General features: G+C 72.2%; 13 protein-coding genes. 4 read left to right on the forward strand and 9 right to left on the reverse strand.

Annotated features, from left to right (window positions below):
- The 3 genes from VFZ39_RS18980 to VFZ39_RS18990 form a co-directional block, all read right to left on the reverse strand.
- A partial coding sequence (locus VFZ39_RS18980; protein WP_330867371.1) for an ATP-dependent helicase occupies positions 1-1,317 on the reverse strand: 1,317 nt, incomplete at its 3' end.
- 2 nt (positions 1,318-1,319) lie between these two features.
- Positions 1,320-4,550: an ATP-dependent DNA helicase gene (locus tag VFZ39_RS18985; protein ID WP_330867372.1), complete on the reverse strand. Its 3,231-nt coding sequence runs from the start codon at positions 4,548-4,550 to the stop codon at positions 1,320-1,322.
- A gap of 47 nt (positions 4,551-4,597) precedes the next feature.
- Positions 4,598-7,618 (reverse strand): hypothetical protein, encoded by a 3,021-nt coding sequence (locus VFZ39_RS18990; RefSeq protein ID WP_330867373.1) that lies wholly within the window; start codon positions 7,616-7,618, stop codon positions 4,598-4,600.
- 177 nt (positions 7,619-7,795) lie between these two features.
- On the opposite strand from VFZ39_RS18990, the gene VFZ39_RS18995 reads away from it, so the two are divergent.
- Together VFZ39_RS18995 and VFZ39_RS19000 are read left to right on the forward strand one after the other, a co-directional pair.
- A complete protein-coding gene (locus VFZ39_RS18995) occupies positions 7,796-7,972 on the forward strand; it encodes a hypothetical protein (protein WP_330867374.1) in 177 nt (58 codons plus the stop codon).
- A 10-nt stretch (positions 7,973-7,982) separates the two neighbouring features.
- Complete coding sequence (locus VFZ39_RS19000) at positions 7,983-8,507, forward strand: maleylpyruvate isomerase family mycothiol-dependent enzyme (protein ID WP_330867375.1); 525 nt, start codon at positions 7,983-7,985, stop codon at positions 8,505-8,507.
- Positions 8,508-8,522: 15 nt separating this feature from the next.
- On the opposite strand, the gene VFZ39_RS19005 is transcribed toward VFZ39_RS19000, so the two are convergent.
- The 5 genes from VFZ39_RS19005 to VFZ39_RS19025 form a co-directional block, all read right to left on the reverse strand.
- The gene (locus VFZ39_RS19005; protein WP_330867376.1) at positions 8,523-8,777 is read right to left on the reverse strand and encodes an AAA family ATPase; all 255 of its coding nucleotides are present in this window, start codon (positions 8,775-8,777) and stop codon (positions 8,523-8,525) included.
- A gap of 202 nt (positions 8,778-8,979) precedes the next feature.
- Complete coding sequence (locus VFZ39_RS19010; RefSeq protein ID WP_330867377.1) at positions 8,980-10,086, reverse strand: ring-opening amidohydrolase; 1,107 nt, start codon at positions 10,084-10,086, stop codon at positions 8,980-8,982.
- A gap of 24 nt (positions 10,087-10,110) precedes the next feature.
- On the reverse strand, positions 10,111-11,043 hold the full coding sequence (locus tag VFZ39_RS19015) for a carbamate kinase (RefSeq protein ID WP_330867378.1): 933 nt from the start codon (positions 11,041-11,043) through the stop codon (positions 10,111-10,113).
- Between the two features lie 94 nt (positions 11,044-11,137).
- Positions 11,138-12,430, reverse strand: coding sequence for an ArsB/NhaD family transporter (locus tag VFZ39_RS19020; RefSeq protein WP_330867379.1), 1,293 nt, complete (start codon positions 12,428-12,430; stop codon positions 11,138-11,140).
- Positions 12,427-13,941 carry a potassium/proton antiporter gene (locus VFZ39_RS19025; protein ID WP_330867380.1) on the reverse strand — a complete coding sequence of 505 codons (1,515 nt, stop codon included), beginning with the start codon at positions 13,939-13,941 and terminating at the stop codon, positions 12,427-12,429. Before VFZ39_RS19025 ends, VFZ39_RS19020 begins: the two co-directional genes overlap by 4 nt.
- Positions 13,942-14,145: 204 nt before the next feature.
- On the opposite strand from VFZ39_RS19025, the gene VFZ39_RS19030 reads away from it, so the two are divergent.
- Together VFZ39_RS19030 and VFZ39_RS19035 are read left to right on the forward strand one after the other, a co-directional pair.
- Positions 14,146-15,150 carry a sensor histidine kinase gene (locus VFZ39_RS19030; RefSeq protein WP_330867381.1) on the forward strand — a complete coding sequence of 335 codons (1,005 nt, stop codon included), beginning with the start codon at positions 14,146-14,148 and terminating at the stop codon, positions 15,148-15,150.
- Complete coding sequence (locus VFZ39_RS19035) at positions 15,147-15,791, forward strand: response regulator transcription factor (protein ID WP_330867382.1); 645 nt, start codon at positions 15,147-15,149, stop codon at positions 15,789-15,791. Before VFZ39_RS19030 ends, VFZ39_RS19035 begins: the two co-directional genes overlap by 4 nt.
- 48 nt (positions 15,792-15,839) lie before the next feature.
- Here the strand turns inward: VFZ39_RS19035 and VFZ39_RS19040 are convergent.
- Positions 15,840-16,419: LLM class flavin-dependent oxidoreductase (locus tag VFZ39_RS19040; RefSeq protein WP_330867383.1), on the reverse strand; the 580-nt coding region annotated here is incomplete at its 5' end.

Raw genomic sequence — 16,419 nt, forward strand, 5'->3', positions numbered from 1 at the left:
CACCCCGATGTCGGACCACGCCGTGTCGGCGGAGTCGTCGTGGGCGGCCTTGACCGCATCGACCAGCCACGCCAGCTCGTCGAGGTGACGCTCGAAGACCCGGGTCTCCACGACACCGGTCGCAGCGCCCGGCTTCGGCTCCAGCCCGGCGACCTGGTCGCCGTACTTCTCCAACAGCGGCGTCGCGAGCCGGTTCGCCACCTCCAGGATCCGCCGGTCGGAGCGCCGGTTGACGGTGAGCGGCAGGATCGGCGGTCGTCCCCGCGCGGCGGGGAACGTCTCCCCGAATCCCAGGATGTTCGAGACCGATGCTCCACGCCAGCCGTAGATCGCCTGGTTGGGGTCGCCCACTGCGATGACCGGGTGGCCCAGCCCGGACCCCTCGTCGGCACCGGAGAACAACCGCGCCAGCATCACCGCCTGCGCGACCGAGGTGTCCTGGTACTCGTCGAGGAGCACCACCCGGAACCGGTCGCGCTCCAGGACTCCGACGTCGGGCTGCTCGAGCGCGAGCCGCGCCGCGAGCTCGATCTGGTCGGAGAAGTCCATCAGGCCCAGGTCGTGCTTGAGCCGGCGATACCCCTCGACCAGCTCGAGCAGCTCGCGGCGGCGGTCGATCGCGTTGATCGCCTTCTCGCAGGCTTCCCGGTGACCCTTGCGGTTCTTCCCCGCCACCTCGGCGTCACGTGCGCGCTCGAAGCCGGCGCGCGCCTCGTCGTCGACCCGCCGAACGTCGTCGGGCCCCACGAGGTGCTCGCTCATGGCGGAGTCGAGCGCGAGCAGGTTCTGGATCGCCGTGGCCGGGTGGTCGGTCAGGTGGACGACCTCGCCGGTGAAGCGCTCGACGACCCGCGCCCCCAGCTGGTAGCGCGACGCGTCCGAGACGACCCGGGTCTCCGGCTCGTGGCCGATCCGCAGCCCGTGGTCGGTCAGCAGGGACGCAGCATACGAGTGGTACGTCGCCACGACCGGCTCGAGAACCTCGTCCGCCTCGTCGGGCTCGGCGGTGGCGTCGGGTCGGCCCGTGCCGAGGAGCCCGGCGTGCTCGAGCGCGTCGTGGATGCGGCGTCGCAGCTCGGCGGCGGCCTTGGTGGTGAACGTCAGGCCGAGCACCTGCTCGGGCCGCACCTGACCGGTGGCCACGAGGTAGACCACCCGCGCAGCCATCAGCGCGGTCTTGCCCGAGCCGGCGCCGGCGATCACGACCGCCGGCTCCAGCGGCGCGGTGATGGCGACCCACTGCTGCGGGCTGTGCTCGAAGTCGAGCCCCATCAACCGTGACAGGTCGGCCGGGGTCTCCACACGCAACGTCGTCACGGTCACAGGACCGTCACCGACCCCGCGCCCTTGACCGGGCACAGCGACACGAACGCGCACTCCCGGCAGTGCGGACCGGCGACCGCCGGGAAGCTCTCGGTCCGCAGGTACGCCGCCGCCCGCTCCATCTCGACCCGCAGCGCCTCGCGTCGCGGGTCGCCGTCGTGCTGGACGTCCTGTGCCTGGACCTTTGCGGAGTCGCCGCCGTCGGTCAGCCCGAGCTGGACCAGCTCCGCGCCGCCGGTGCGGGTGGTGCCGGTGGTCTCCACGAACGCACCCTCGGTCACGGCGTACTGGTAGAGACCGAGCTGCCGGTCGCCGGCGACCGCCGGCCCGGACGGCGCGGTGCGGGCGGTCTTCAGGTCGACGACGACCAGGTTGCCCTCGACGTCGACCTCGAGCCGGTCGGCGTAGCCGGAGAGCCGCACCCGCTGCCCGGAGTCGAGCTGGATCTCGGCACTGAACTGCTCCTCCAGGCCGACCAGCGTGCGCGGGTTGGCGGCGTGCCAGGCCAGGAACCGGGCGAGCGCGGCGCGCAACCGCTCGTGCTCGCGCTTCTTGGACCACGGGGTCCGGAACGACAGTCGGTCCCAGACTGCGTCGACCTCCGTCATCAGCGTGTCGAGGTCGGCAGGCAGGTCGCCCGCCGCGACCCGCTGCGCGAGCGCGTGCACGATCTGTCCCAGGTTGGCCGACTGGTGGGCCACCTCGACCCCGCCGGCCTCGGCCTGCAGGAACCAGTGGGTGGGGCAGGTGGCGACCTCGGCGAGCAGGCTCGCGGACACGGGCACCGGTAGGTCGGGGTCACGGACCGGCCGGTCGGCGCGGGACGGGGCGCGGGTGCCCCACCAGGACGCGGGGTCGGCCTGTGGAACCAGGGACCGCTCGCCGACCGCCTCGCGGGCGAGCCGGGCGAGCCGCCGCGCGGCAGCCGCTCGCAGCGGTTCCGGGCTGTCGGGGTCGGCGACCGTACGCCGGAGCTCGGCCACCAGTCCGGCGAGCGAGAGCGGCCGCGCCGGACGACCGTCGACGTGCAGCGGCGCGACCTCGAGCTCGTCGAGGAACCGCGAGGGCTGCTCACCCTCGTCGTCGCTGGACGCCACTGCGGTGACGACCAGCCGGCGGCGGGCACGAGTGCAGGCGACGTAGAACAGCCGGCGTTCCTCCTTCAGCAGCTCGCGCGGTGTCACGGGCTCGACCAGCTCGCCACGCCCCCGGTGGCTGTCGATCCGGTCCGAGCGCAGCAGCGTCGACCGGCGGCGCAGGTCGGGCCAGCTCTCCTGCTGCACGTGCGCGACCACCACCAGCTGCCACTCGAGACCCTTGGAGCGATGGGCCGTGAGCAGCCGCACCGCGGAGCCGCGCACCCCGCGTTCGGCCAGCGTGTCCGCAGGGATCTGCTGCGCCAGGAGGCTGTCGAGGAACTCCCGGACCCCGAGGTGGTCAGTGCGTTCCTCGGCGCGCGCGGCGGTCTCGAACAGGGCGCACAGCGAGTCGAGGTCACGGTGCGCCCGGCGCGCCGCGGCACCTCCCAGCCCCACGGACCGCCGCAGCCGCTGCGGCCACGACGTGCCCGACCACAGGTCCCACAGGACCTCCTCGGCCGGTGCCCCCTCGGCCAGCCGGTCAGAACCTCGCCGGAGCAGGTCGGACAGCGCCCGCGCCGCCGCTGCCTCGGAACCGTCGACGCCGTCGAGGAAGCCGCGCTCGACCACCGCGCGCCGCAGCAGGTCGCGCGAGGGCGCCGGCGGTCGGTCCTCCTCGGCGGCGCGGAGCTTCTCCCGCTGCCGCAACAGCCGCAGCAGCACCCGGACGTCGCCGGCGTCGAGCCCACCGAGCGGCGACAGCAGCAGACCCTCCGCCCGGGCGGCGTCGACGTGGTCGACCGAACCCGTGTCGGGCTCGTCGAGGTGGAGGACCGCGCGCAGTGCCTCGAGCAGCGGAAGCACCGCGGGGTCACGGGTGAGCGGGAGGTCGTCGCTCGCCACTTCGACCGGCACCCCGGCCGCGGCCAGTGCCCGCCGCAGCGGCGGGATATGGTTCTGGCCGGAGCGCACCAGGACTGCCATGTCGGACCAGTCGATGCCGTCCTCGAGGTGCGCGCGGCGGAGCAGGTCGGCGAGGTGCTCGGCCTCGGCGCGGTCGGTGTCGAACGTGCGGACCTCGACCCGGCCCTCCCCGTAGGCCCCGTCCTCGGCCACCGGATGCGCGAACGCGGCCGCCGTCGCCGCGTCGAACCCGGTGGTGCCGATCCGCGCCGACACTCGCGACGCGGCCACCGCGAGGCGGGGACCGAACCGCCGGGTGTGGCGCAGCACGACGACCGGCGCCCGCTCGCCGGCCACGGTCGGGAAGGCGGACGGGAACTCCTGGATGCCGCGCACCTCGGCGCCGCGGAAGCCGTAGATCGACTGGTGGGGGTCGCCGACCACGACCAGGTCTCCGCCGTCGCCCGCGAGCTCCTGGAGCAGTGCGACCTGCCCGGGGTCGGTGTCCTGGTACTCGTCGACGTAGACGTGGCGGTATCGCCGGCGCAGCTCGTCACGATGTGCTGTGGCCTCGATGACGGCTCGTCGGATCAGGTCGGCGTAGTCGGTGGCGCCGAGGTTGTCGAGGACCGTGAGGTACTGGTCGAGGAACAGGCCGGCGGCGACGAACTCCGGCAGCCCGTGCTGCTCACCGAGCGCACGCAGCTGTGCCCCGTCGAGCTGCTTCTCCCGCGCCCGGCTCAGGACCGCCTGCACCTCGCGCACGAACCCGTGCGTGCCGAGCGCTCGCTGCAGCGACTCGGGCCACCTCACCGACTCCGGCGAGTCGGTGAGCAGCTCGCGCAGCACCACGTCCGCCTCGGGTGCCGAGAGCAGCCGCAGCGGCGCGTCGTAGAGGCCGGTGGGGCTGTAGGCCCGGATCAGGCCGTAGGCGAACGAGTGGAACGTCTGGCACAGCGCGGCACCGGTGGTGCGTCCGAGCCGGGCGGTGACGCGGTCGCGCAGCTGCTCCGCGGCCTTGCGGGAGAACGTGAGCGCCAGCACTGACGACGGGTCGGCGCCGTCCTCGATCCGGCGGGCGATCGCCTCGACCAGCGTGGTGGTCTTGCCGGTGCCCGGCCCGGCCAGCACCAGCAGCGGCCCGCCGGAGTGGTCGACGACCGCCTGCTGATCGGCGTCGAGCGCGGGCCGCGTGGCCGAACCGGCGGCCGGTCGCTGGTCGCGCACAAGGCGGTACGTCGTCACAGGACCCACCTCATCATGCGGGACCGACAGCGGGTGGCCCGACCGGCTCAGACCTCCTCGTCCACCCAGCCCGCGGCCACCAGTGCGGTGCGCGTGCTGGCGTAGCCGAGCCCGCGGTAGGCCTCGAACTCGAGGTCGCCGAACTTCTGGCGCAGCGTGGACGAGCGAGGGAAGTCGGCGTTCACGAGGCCGAACGACTGCACGTTCGGGGGCAGCACCGACCACCAGTCGGTTTCGTCGGACTCCTCCGACGGCGGACCGGTACGGACCGCCTTGACGACCACCACGTCCAGCCCGCGGCCCTCGTAGCGCCGCATCCAGGGCGGCTGGTCGTCGTACGCCACCCGGCGCAGGTCGATGTTGAGGTCCGCGCGCACCACACTGATGGCGTCGCCGACCGCGGACCAGGTGTCGACCGGGTCGTTGCTGGCGTCGAGCACCAGGACCCGGCCGCCGGTACCGCGATCGACGCAGTGGCGCACGCACTCGACCAGCCCGGTGTTGTCGAGGTGGCCGCCGTCGCTGACGTAGATCCAACGGAAGTCGGCGGAGGTCCTGCCGACCCCTTCCAGGGCGACCTGCCAGAGCCCGGGCTTGGCGGTCATCCAGAGGAACCTCGGCCCCTGGGGCGGCACCTGCGACTCGGTGGTCGTGTGCATCGGGTTGCGGACCCACGAGCCCACACGGGCGTTGAAGAGGGCCAGCAGGAAGCGGTACGGCGCCATCTGCACGGCGTACCGGCCCATCAGCGGTGAGACGGCCGCGCCGCTGATGGCGACCGACGCCATGACCGAGACCCGACCGGGACCGGCGAAGTTCTCGTAGGCCGCGGTGTCGACCTTCACCCGGCGGCCCTCCTCGCGGTGCACCTCGACGCTGGACTGGCCGAACACGACCGGGAAGCCGCCGCGCATCGACGGCGCCTCGTTGGCCGCCCGCGAGTTCAGGGTCGCGACGATGTGGAGCCGTGGTCCGGGATCGGGGTCGGTGGCGTCAGCGTCCGGGGGCCGGAACGCCGAGAACCGGTAGACCGCCCCGGGCGCCAGCTCCGCCGCACGTCCGGTAGGCGGCGGACCCGGCTGGGTCTCGTCATCGTCGACCCCCACCGCGAAGGCGTCACTGAGCCGGGAGCGGTAGAACCCGTGCAGCGATGTGGCGTTGGCGTCGACCAGCGATCCCAGCACGCATGCGAACACGGTCAGCCCGACCGCCCACACGAGGTGGCTGGCACTCATGTCGACGAGGAACCCGTAGGTCCACACGAGCACCAGGTAGACGGAGACGAACAGCACGATCAGCAGCGGGAGCCAGGTGAGGAGCATCCGTGTGATCCGGCTCCGCCAGGTGGCGGCCGCCGCTGCCTCCGGACTCGGGCCGACCCGAAGCAGCGCGGCCACCAGGGCAAGCAGCGCCCCGATCCCCACGACCTGACGCGACAAGGAGGTGTCGGTGGCGACACCGCGCAGGGTGTCGGGGTCGGTCCCGACGATGGTGAGGGTCTCCGGGTCCGCGCTCCGGACGAGCGTGACCGTGCGGCCACAGGCACCTGCCGAGACCTCCTGCTCGGTCCCAGGGCTCAACAGCGCCAGCCGATCGGCGTCCTCGACCGCGGTGCGGAGGTCGGCCTCGAACGCGTCGGCACAACGCTCGTCGGTGCCGAACCCGATCGCGGACAGCGCAGACGCGCTCAGGGTGGTCGGCTCGTTCTCCGTCGCCAGGTGGGTCAGGCCCGACACCGCCGCCGGGATGGCGAGCACCACGAGCAGCCATCCCAGGCCACCGAACACGAGCGCGGTCCGCCACCGAGCGGTCGTCTCCAACCGCTTCAGCGCGTCGCTGTGCACGGTCTGCTCCTCCGCCGGGTCGGTCGGGGCGTCGAACGCCGCCGTCGCCCGCCAGCCGCGGAGGGTCAGCAGCGCCAGTCCGAGCAGGCACAGCACCGGCAGGCCCAGCACCGGCCACCAGTCCCACCAGTCGTCCCAGGTCGGCGCGAGGTCGAGCAGCTGGTCGCGACGCCCGGCCCGGTCGTCACCCAGGAGCCCGACGGAGACCGCGACCAGCGCCGCGAGCCAGGCGAGGACACGCAGTGCCAGCCCGAGGATGAGCAGGTTCACGACCGCACCCATGACCAGGGAGACGAGGCCGTCACGGGTGCGCCAGGTGGGCTCGAACAGGTAGCGGGTGTGACGGCGCAGCCGTTCGAGCTCCGGCGAGCCCGTGCAGTACGCCCAGCGCCATTCACTCGGCGTCGTACGCCGGCTGCCGTCGGTCCGGAACGTACGTCGCAGCGCGAGCGCAGCCGCGATGTAGCTGCCACCGCTGACGGCGAAGACGTGCGGCTCGTGGTGCGGGTCGTCGACCCGCAGCGGCGCGGCCGCGTCCTGCACCGCCTGGTGGCCGCCGAGGACGAACGCCGCGGCCCGGATCCCGCCACCCGAGGCACCGATCGCCAGCAGCCGTGGCTCCTTCTCGGTCGGGAGCCGTGGCCCGCTCCCGGACGACGCGGCCGGGGCACCCACCTGCAGCGGCTGTGGGGTGGCCGAGCTCCGCTGGCTCGCCACCAGCCACAGCAGCGCCAAGCCCTCGACGCCCGCGCCGATCGCCGCCACCACGCCCCAGGTCCACTCGCCGTACGCCGCCACGAGGACCGCGGCCGCGACCGCAAGCACCACGCCGACCCGCAGCGCCCAGAGCCGGCCCAGCGGTCGCCGGTCCGCCCGCGCGACCATGGCGCGGTGCTCGGCTACCAGCACCAGGCACACCAGCTGGGTGGCAACGAGCAGCAGCACCAGGACCAGCGTGCTGCGGCTCCACAGCTCGGGCTGGTCGAGATCCTCCGTGACCGTGATGGCGCGCACGACGTTGAGGACGGCGACCAGGATCAGCAGTGCGGCCGGGACCGCTGCGGCCCAGGCGACCGAGTGCGCGACGTTCGACTCGGCGCCGGCAGCCGTCGACAGCTCCCGGTCCGAGGCGTCGACCTGCTCGATCCGGACGGTCGGAGCCGTCCCCTCGGCACTGCCGGCCGGGAGGCTCTGCTGCGGAACGTTCGATCCGGAGGGGTGCACGTCATCCCCGTTCGTTCGGACGGCCGGGACGGGCCGCCGACCCCGATGGTGCCGAACTCCGCGGACGCCCCACAAGGGGCGACCACTCCCGGCGCGTCGCACCCGGTGCCAGTTGGTGACCGCGACGTCACCCTCGGGGGTGAGAGTCGCCACGCGGAACGCGGGTACCTCCGCCGTGTGTCGTCGTCAAGCCTCGGGGAGCTCGTCCTCCTCGCACTCCTCACGGTGCTTCCGCAGCTCGCCCTCCTGTTCATGGTGCTGCGGGTCGCCTGCGGCCGGCCGTCGAGTGCTCCCTTGAGCACGGCGCAGCGCGCGGTGACCCGGCCCGACGCGGACCGCGCGGCCTCGGCCTAGGCTGAGATGCATGACCGAGTCGAACAGCGAGTCCGTCCGAGTGCTGGAGAAGGGCATCGAGCAGGCGCACGCCGCACTCCTCGCCGTGCGCGAGGACCAGCTCACACTGCCCACGCCTTGCGAGCAGTGGGACGTCGGGCAGCTGGTGGCGCACCTCGCGCTCGACCCCGCGAACATGCTCGACATGGCCACCGGAGGAGCGCCGGACTGGTCGGCGACCCCCGACCGGGTGGAGGACCCCGCGGGCACGTTCCGTGCAGGTTCCGACGCGTTGCTGGCCCACTGGCGGGAGTCCGAGGAGTCCGCGGACTGGCAGATCGCCGAGCTGGCCGTCCACACGTGGGACGTCGCGACGGCGACGGGCCAGCCGACCGAGTCCCTGGACCCCGAGGTCGCCGAGCGTGGCCTGGCCTTCATGTCGGGGGCACTCAAGCCGGAGCTGCGCGGCAATGCCTTCGGCCCCGAACGCACCGCGCCGGAGGGCGCGTCCGTCTACGAGCGGATCGCCGCCTTCTCCGGACGAGTCGTGCGCTGACTGGCTGCGTCCCGGCTATCGGACAACCGTGAGCGGGCCTTCGTCCGGGGTCGGCGCCTCGAACTGGTCGAAGTACTGGGCGACGAGTTCGTCGGGAAGGACGAAGTCATCGGAGTGGCTTCCGCGTCTGGGCTGCACACGTCTCAAGATGCCGCGCCGCCACATCTCCATGTCGAACGAGAGCCGAACCATGCCCTCGCTCTCCAAGCGCCTGGCGTAGGTCGACTTCCCGGCCCCCGAAGGGCCGCACATGAAGACCACACGGCTCACGGATGGACCCTACGGCGACAGCCGACGTGAGCGGGCCGGAGCGTGGTCGGCAGCCCGCTGGCATCCCGCGGGGTCCCTGTCTGGTTGTTGGAACGTTCGTCCACGACGCCGTTTGCACGAACGTTCCAACAACCAAGAACCGGGATCTGCCGGAGATGCAAGACGAGCTGTGAGCGACCGCGGCGCGACCGTCCGTCGCCGGTCAGCCCAGGTCGACGATCGCAGCCACCGGCCCGCCGCCGTCAGGCCCCTGGTGGGCCGCCGACACCGACACGAAGACCGCCGGGTCGCCGGTGACCGCCGCCGTCACGCCGCCCACGCACGCCTTGATCTGGCGGTGCCAGTGGACGTCGGAGTCGTCGAGCATCGCATTGCGGCGACCGCGCACCTGACCGTCCTGGCTGACCTCGCACTTGAGGAAGACGTTGACCAGCCTGCCGTCCAGGTCGCTGTGGTGGGGGCGCTCCGGCAGGTCCAGCCCGGCGTCCTTGATCGCGTTCCAGATGCCGTCCTGGTCCAGCGCGTCCTCCATGACGGAGTGCCCGATCCGGTAACGGCCGCCGACGCCGGTCGCGTTGCCGACGACGACGACCTGCGCCTGGTCGAGCTCGACGCCCGAGGAGCACGAGGCGACCGAGGAGTAGAGCGACCGGTCGTGCATGACGTCCTCGTCGCGAGGCATCTCGATCTCACCGAGGGCGACCGCGATCCCGAGTGCGGTGCAGCCGTTGGAGAGGTCCATCGACTCATGGGTGTGCTCGGTCCAGACCGTCTTACCGCGGCTCTTGGCGTCGCGGATGGTGTGGATGGTCAGCAGCGGGGTCTTGGTCTGGACGTAGTGGACGTCGGCCGGATCGGTGATGCCGGCGCGCTCCATCGCGACCTTCACCGCATCGGCGACCTTGGTGACCATCGCAGTGCGGCCGATGTCCTCGGGAAGCAGCTGCTCGCTCATCGCGAAGCCCACGGTGAGCCGCTGCTCGGTCTTCGACGGGTCGTCGTCGGGGACGTCGGTGGTCGCGAAGATCGTGGCGTGCGGGCTGATGACGCCGTCGGTGCCGCCCGACCACACGATCGGCACCTGCTTGACCTGGTCGGCCGGAGCGCCCTTGTCGACGAGCACCTCGCGGAACGCCCGGTCGGCGATGATCCGCGTGTAGTCGTTCACGCCACCGTTGCCCTCGGTCTTGCCGATGATCGCGACCACCCGCGACGCGTCCATGACCCCGTCGTCGATGAGCGTCGCGAGCTCGCTGGCGTCGGCGACGGAGTGGATGGGGACCTTACGGACCTCGATGGCGTTGGGCATGTGCGTTCCCTTTCGGATGAGCGTTCAGTCGGGTACGACGACGGTGCCGACGCGGCCTTCGACCGCGTCGAGTATCTGGTCGAGCTTGGTGATCGCGGTGTGCCGGCCGCCCTGCTCCACGAACCGACAGGCGGCCTCCACCTTGGGCCCCATCGAGCCGCTGCCGAAGTGGCCATCGCGCAGGTAGCCCCGCAGCTGGGTCACCGAGACCCGGCCGAGCGGCTCGGCGTCGGGCTGGCCGAACCGGAGCACGGCGTTGGGGACGTCGGTGGCGATCACCAGCACCTCCGCGTCGACGGTCGTCGCCAGCAGAGCCGCGGCGAGGTCCTTGTCGATGACCGCCTCGACGCCGCGGAGCTCACCGTCCTCCCGGACGACGGGCACCCCGCCGCCGCCGGCGGCCACCACGACGTACCCGGCGTCGACCAGGCACCGGGCTGCTCCGGCGTCGAGGATCTCGAGCGGTTCGGGTGAGCCCACGACCCGGCGCCAGCCCCTCTCACCGCGGTCCTCCCACACCTGGCCGTGCTCCATCAGCGGCTCCGCCTCCTCGCGCGGGAGGTAGCGGCCGATCGGCTTGGTCGGGTGGGAGAGACCGGGGTCGTCCGCGGCGACGCGGGTCCGGGTCACCACGGTCGCGGTCGGCCGCTCCATCCCCCGGCCGGCCAGCTCGTTCTCGAGGGCGTTCATCAACGTGAAGCCCAAGGTGGCCTGGGTCTGCACCCCGCACCAGTCCAGCGGCACGGGAGGCACGACCTGGGCTGCGATCTCGTTCTTGACCAGCAGGTTGCCCACCTGCGGACCGTTGCCGTGCGTGAGCACCACGTCGGCGCCGGCCCCGATCAGCTCGGCCACGGCGCGCATCGCGATCACGGCCGCGCCCTGCTGGTCCTCCACCCGGACCCGACCCTCGTCGTTGGCCATGGCGTTGCCGCCGAGTGCGAGCAGGACCCTCATGCAGCGAACCTAGTGAACCGCCTCGGCCCGCCACACCAGCAACTGTTGGCAATGCACCCTGTGTCCGCTGGCAGGAGTTGCCAACCCGACGTCGTCACATGAGGACGAAGTACCGCAGCCACACGTAGAGCCAGCTCACGCACAGCGTGGCCAGCGTGACGACGATGCCGTAGCGCGTGAACTGCCAGAAGCTGATCGGGTGACCCGCTTTCGCCGCGATCCCCAGCACCACCACGTTGGCCCCGGCCGCCACGGCCGTGGTGTTGCCGCCGAGGTCGGCGCCCAGGACGAACGCCCACCAGAGCGGGCTCTCCGCGCCGGGTGTCGCCGAGGCGGCCACCAGCTCGTCGACGATCGGCACTGTGGCGGCGGTGTACGGGATGTTGTCGACGAACGCCCCGACGACCGCGGAGCCGAAGAGCAGCACCGTCGCGGCCAGCAGCTCCTGGTCCCCCAGGGCGTCGGCCGCGGCCCGTCCGACGTCGCCGATCACGCCGATCTGCACCAGGCAGCCGACCAGCACGAACAGCGCCATGAAGAACGCGAGGGTGTTCCACTCGATCTCAGCCAGGAACTCCTCTGGCGTCGCCCGGGCCACCACCACCATCGCCCCGGCGCCCACCATCGCGACCACCGACGGGTCGACGTGCTGCAGGTGGTGGAGCCCGAAGAACACCATCGTCACCACGAGCACGACCAGGCACCGCGCCAACCGGCCGGCGTCCGTGATCGCGGTGCGTGGCTCCAAGGCCATCAGCGACGCAGGGTGGACGTCGGGGGTGTGCAGCTCGCGCCGGAACAGCCACTGGCACATCACCACCAGGACCACCACCAGCACGGCCGCGATCGGCAGGGCGTGCACCAGGAAGTCCTTGAACGACAGCCCGCCCCGGCTGGCGATGATGATGTTCGGCGGGTCACCGATCAGGGTGCCGGTGCCGCCGACGTTCGAGGCGAAGACCAGGCCGATCAGGTACGGCGCCGGCGTCACGCCCAGCCGGTCACACACCGACAGCGTCACGGGTGCCACCAGCAGCACCGTGGTGACGTTGTCGAGGACGGGTGACACGCAGGCGGTGATGACCATCAGGAGGGCGAGCAGCCGCCCTGGCCGACCGTGTGAGCGGCGAGCAGCCCACAGCGCCAGGAACTCGAAGAGCCCGGTGTGCTTGAGGATCCCGACGATCACCATCATCCCGAAGAGCAGGAAGATGACGTTCCAGTCGATGCCGGTCTGCTGGTCGAAGAACGCGGTGTCAGCGTCGACCAGGCCCAACAGGGTCATCGCCGCGACCCCGCCGAGCGCGGCAGTGACGCGGTGCACCTTCTCGGTGGCGATGAACGCGTAGGTGACGAGGAAGACGCCGACAGCTGCGGCGACGATCATGCGTGCTCCGATCCGGAGAGGGCGGCGTACCACTCCGCGAGCCGGCCTCCCCTGTTCACCTCGCGGAGCCGGCGCTCGATGTACCGGCGATGGCGCGCCGCCGTCGCGATCAACCCGTGGTCGCCCGCGCGCAGCACGGTGCGGCCGCTCGGGACGAAGAGCTCGTCGTCGCGCAGCAACAGCGCCAGCGCCGCTCCGCGCGGTAGGCGCAGCTCGTCGACCTCCACCCCGGAGAGCCGCGAGCCCACCGGGACGGAGAACTGCAGGAGGATCGCGTCGAGCTCCTCCAGGGGCGCGGAGTCGATACCGACGTCGTACGCGCTCACCGGGAGCGCAGCCCCGGTCCAGCGCGCGACGGCCGGCAGGGTCGGTCCCTGGACGAGGGTGAAGAGCACGACGAGCAGGAAGACGACGTCGAAGATCCGTTCCGCCCCGGGCAGGCCGACGCTGATCGGGATCGTGGCGAGCACGATCGGGACCGCACCCCGCAGGCCGGCCCAGCTGATGAAGACCTGGTCGCGCCAGCGCACCCGGAAGGGGGCGGCGCAGAGGACGACCGAGAGCGGCCGCGCGACCAGGGTGAGGGCACCGCCGACGACCAGCGCCGTAGGCAGCGCCGCGAGCAACCGGTCGGGGCTGGCCAGCAGCCCGAGCAGCACGAACAGCCCGATCTGTGCGAGCCAGGCCAGCCCCTCGACGAACGAGTCGGTCGTACGGCGGTGCGGCAGCCGTGAGTTGCCGAGCACGAGACCGGCGACGTAGATGGCCATCAGCGCGCTGCCGCCCACCACGCCGGCGACGGCGAACGCGAGAAAGGCGATCGCCAGCGTCGCCAGCGGGTAGAGGCCGGAGGCGGGCAGCGCGCTGCCTGCGAGCACCCAGGCACCGACGCGCGCCACGAGCACGCCCACGACCACGCCGACCGTCAGCTGGTAGGCGACCTGGCCGGCGATCCCGGCCGGCCCGGCCGTCTCCCAGGCGTCCGACGTCACAACCGTGACGAGGATGATGACGGGCGGGTCGTTGAAGCCCGACTCCGCCTCCACGATCGCGCGCAGCCGCGGCCGGATCGGCAGTCGACGCAGCACGGCGAAGACCGCCGCGGCGTCCGTGGACGACGCGACAGCACCGAGCACGATCGCCGTGCGCAGGTCGACGTCGAGGACCAGCCACACCAGCGAGGTCGTGATGGCCACGCTGACGAACACCCCGAATGTCGCCAGCACGCCGGCCAGCGGCGCCACCGGGCGCACCACGTCCCACCGGGTCGTGAACCCGCCCTCGGCCAGGATCACGGCGAGCGCGAGGGTTCCGAGCACCTGGGTGAGATCGGCGTCCTCGAACCGCAGCCCGAGGCCGGCCTCGCCCAGTGCCAGCCCGATCGCGAGGTAGACCAGCAGGCTGGGCAGCCCGGCCCGGGTCGAGAGCCGGACGGCGGCGACCGCGAGCAGCAGCACCGCCGAGCCGGCCAGCACGACGCCGTTCAGGTCACCGGGGTCCACCACGCTCACCCCCGGACGGGTCGGCAACGGTACGAGTGGCCCGGACGAGCGGGGCGGAGGACCGCGTACTGACGGGGAGTGCGACGGGGTTGTCGCCCGGCCTCCCGCTCCCGCACGTCCGGTCCGTCCAGTCTTCGGGACCCGCGCCCCTCGACGAATGGGGAGCGCCACCCATTTCGAGGGGGCCCGAGGCGCGAACGTGAGGTTGGCAAGATGACACCGTGCCGGCGGATCGGGGACGCTGGCGAGGTGCACCACGTCCGCCGGCTCCCGCTCTACTGGCGGGTCTGCCTGATCAACGGAGCTGTGTTCGCTGCCGGGACGCTGGCGCTGGTCCTCTCCCCTGCGAGCGTCTCGCGCACCGTGGTCGCGTCCGAGGCCGCGGTGCTGGTCGTCGGGCTGGTCGTCATGCTCGTGACCAACGGGCTGCTCCTGCGCTCCAGCCTGGCGCCGGTGGACCGCGTGGCGCGCGAGATGCAGGTCGTGGAGCTCTCGGACGGGCTCCGGCTCGAGGAGCCCACGACCGACCCGGGCGCGCGATTGGTGCGCGGGTACAACTCGATGCTCGACCGGCTCGAGAGCGAGCGCAGCGAGAGCAGCGCCCGGGCGTTGGCCGCTCAGGAGTCCGAACGGCACCGGATCGCGCAGGAGCTCCACGACCAGGTCGGCCAGGACCTGACGGTCGTCCTGCTCGGGCTCAAGCGGCTCGACGGGCGGGTCCCTCCCGACGTGGCAGCCGAGCTCGAGCTGCTGCGCGAGAGCGTGCGGACCGGTCTCGAGGACGTCGGCCGGGTCGCGCGCCAGCTTCGACCGGGCGTCCTGGACGACCTGGGCCTCGCCAGTGCGCTGGCAGCGCTCTGCTCCGACGTCGCCGGGCACAGTCGGCTCGCCGTCCGGCGTACCGTCTCGCCCGCGCTGCCCGAGCTCAGCCCCCAGCAGGAGCTGGTCGTCTACCGGGTGGCCCAGGAGGCGCTGACCAACGTCGCCCGCCACGCCGGCGCCTCGACCGTCACGGTGTCCCTCACGCGGCTCGGCCGGGAGGTCGTGCTGGAGGTGGCCGACGACGGCACGGCGGCCTGTGGGCTCCGCCCGGGGTCCGGCCTGGCCGGGATGCAGGAGCGGGCGATGCTGGTGGGCGGCACCGTCACGGTCACCGGCGGGGCGGGCAGCGGCACGTCGGTGCGGCTGACCATCCCGGTGGTCGGGGAGCAGGCGTGATCCGGATCCTGCTCGCCGACGACCATGCGCTCGTACGCCGTGGCGTGCGGCTGATCCTGGAGCAGGAGCCGGACCTCTGCGTGGTGGCGGAGGCCGCGGACGGCGCGGAGGCGGTCGCGGCACTTCGGGCGCACCAGGTCGACCTGGCCATCCTGGATATCGCGATGCCGGTGATGACAGGGCTGCAGGCAGCTCGCGAGATCGCGCGGCACCGCGAACCGCCGCGGGTGCTGATGCTGTCGATGCACGACAACGAGCAGTACTTCTTCCAGGCGCTGAAGGCCGGCGCGAGCGGATACGTGCTGAAGTCGGTGGCCGACGAGGACCTGCTGGACGCCGTACGCGCGACGATGCGCGGCGACGCGTTCGTCTACCCGGGCGCGATGGGCTCCCTCGCGCGCGACTACCTCGACCGGCTGCGCCGCGGCGAGCGGGTGCCCGACACCGTGCTCACATCCCGCGAGGACCAGGTGCTCAAGCTCGTGGCCGAGGGCCGGACGTCGAAGGAGATCGCGGAGGACCTGACCATCAGCCTGCGCACCGTCGAGCGCCACCGCGAGAACATCCTGGCCAAGCTGGGCATGCGCGACCGCACCCAGCTCACCCGCTACGCCATCCGGGCGGGGTTGATCGAGCCCTGACCGCCGCAGACCCGCGAATCAACGGCCGCAAGCCCACGACTCAACTGCTCAGGCGAACGCCGGCATCACCCGGTCGTGCACCAGCTGCAGCTGAGCGTTGATGTCGGGCACGCCCTCGAGCTCGCGGCCCATCAAGGCCTTCACCAGGGCGGCGTCGGTGATCGCGAGGATCATGTGGTTGACGCCGGAGGGTTCGACCTGCTCCTTGATCTTCGCCACGCACTCCTCGGGGGTCCCGGCGATCGAGAGCCGCTCGGCGATCTCGGGGTTGGTCAGCTCGATGCCCTTGGCCATGTCACCGGCGCCGATCGCCTCGATGATCGGGGCCATCTCCGCGGGGTCGACGCCGTTGCGCTTGAGCTGCTCGTGCGGCATCGACGAGGCGTAGAGCCCGACCATGCTGCGGGCGGCATCCTTCGCGACCGCGGAGTCGTCGGCGACCGAGAAGACGACCCACGAGCCCATGTCGAGGTCCTGCACGTTCTTCCCGGCGCGCTCCGCGCCGATCGCGCAGTGCTCCATCATGTACTCGTAGGCCTCGCGGGTGTAGCTGAGCGCGTGGTGGCACCCGTCGGAGAACTCCGCCGCCGCCTCGAACGACCGCGGCCCGCGCATCGCTCCCATCTTC

The organism is Nocardioides sp. (assembly GCF_036374615.1).
In the GTDB taxonomy this organism is placed as follows: domain Bacteria; phylum Actinomycetota; class Actinomycetes; order Propionibacteriales; family Nocardioidaceae; genus Nocardioides.

Bases quoted from the DNA above. Each gene is read 5' to 3' on its own strand.
- VFZ39_RS19000 (WP_330867375.1), top strand. From the start codon at position 7,983: ATGACCGAGTCGAACAGCGAGTCCGTCCGAGTGCTGGAGAAGGGCATC.
- VFZ39_RS19010 (WP_330867377.1), bottom strand. From the start codon at position 10,086: ATGCCCAACGCCATCGAGGTCCGTAAGGTCCCCATCCACTCCGTCGCC.
- VFZ39_RS19015 (WP_330867378.1), bottom strand. From the start codon at position 11,043: ATGAGGGTCCTGCTCGCACTCGGCGGCAACGCCATGGCCAACGACGAG.
- VFZ39_RS19020 (WP_330867379.1), bottom strand. From the start codon at position 12,430: ATGATCGTCGCCGCAGCTGTCGGCGTCTTCCTCGTCACCTACGCGTTC.
- VFZ39_RS19030 (WP_330867381.1), top strand. From the start codon at position 14,146: ATGACACCGTGCCGGCGGATCGGGGACGCTGGCGAGGTGCACCACGTC.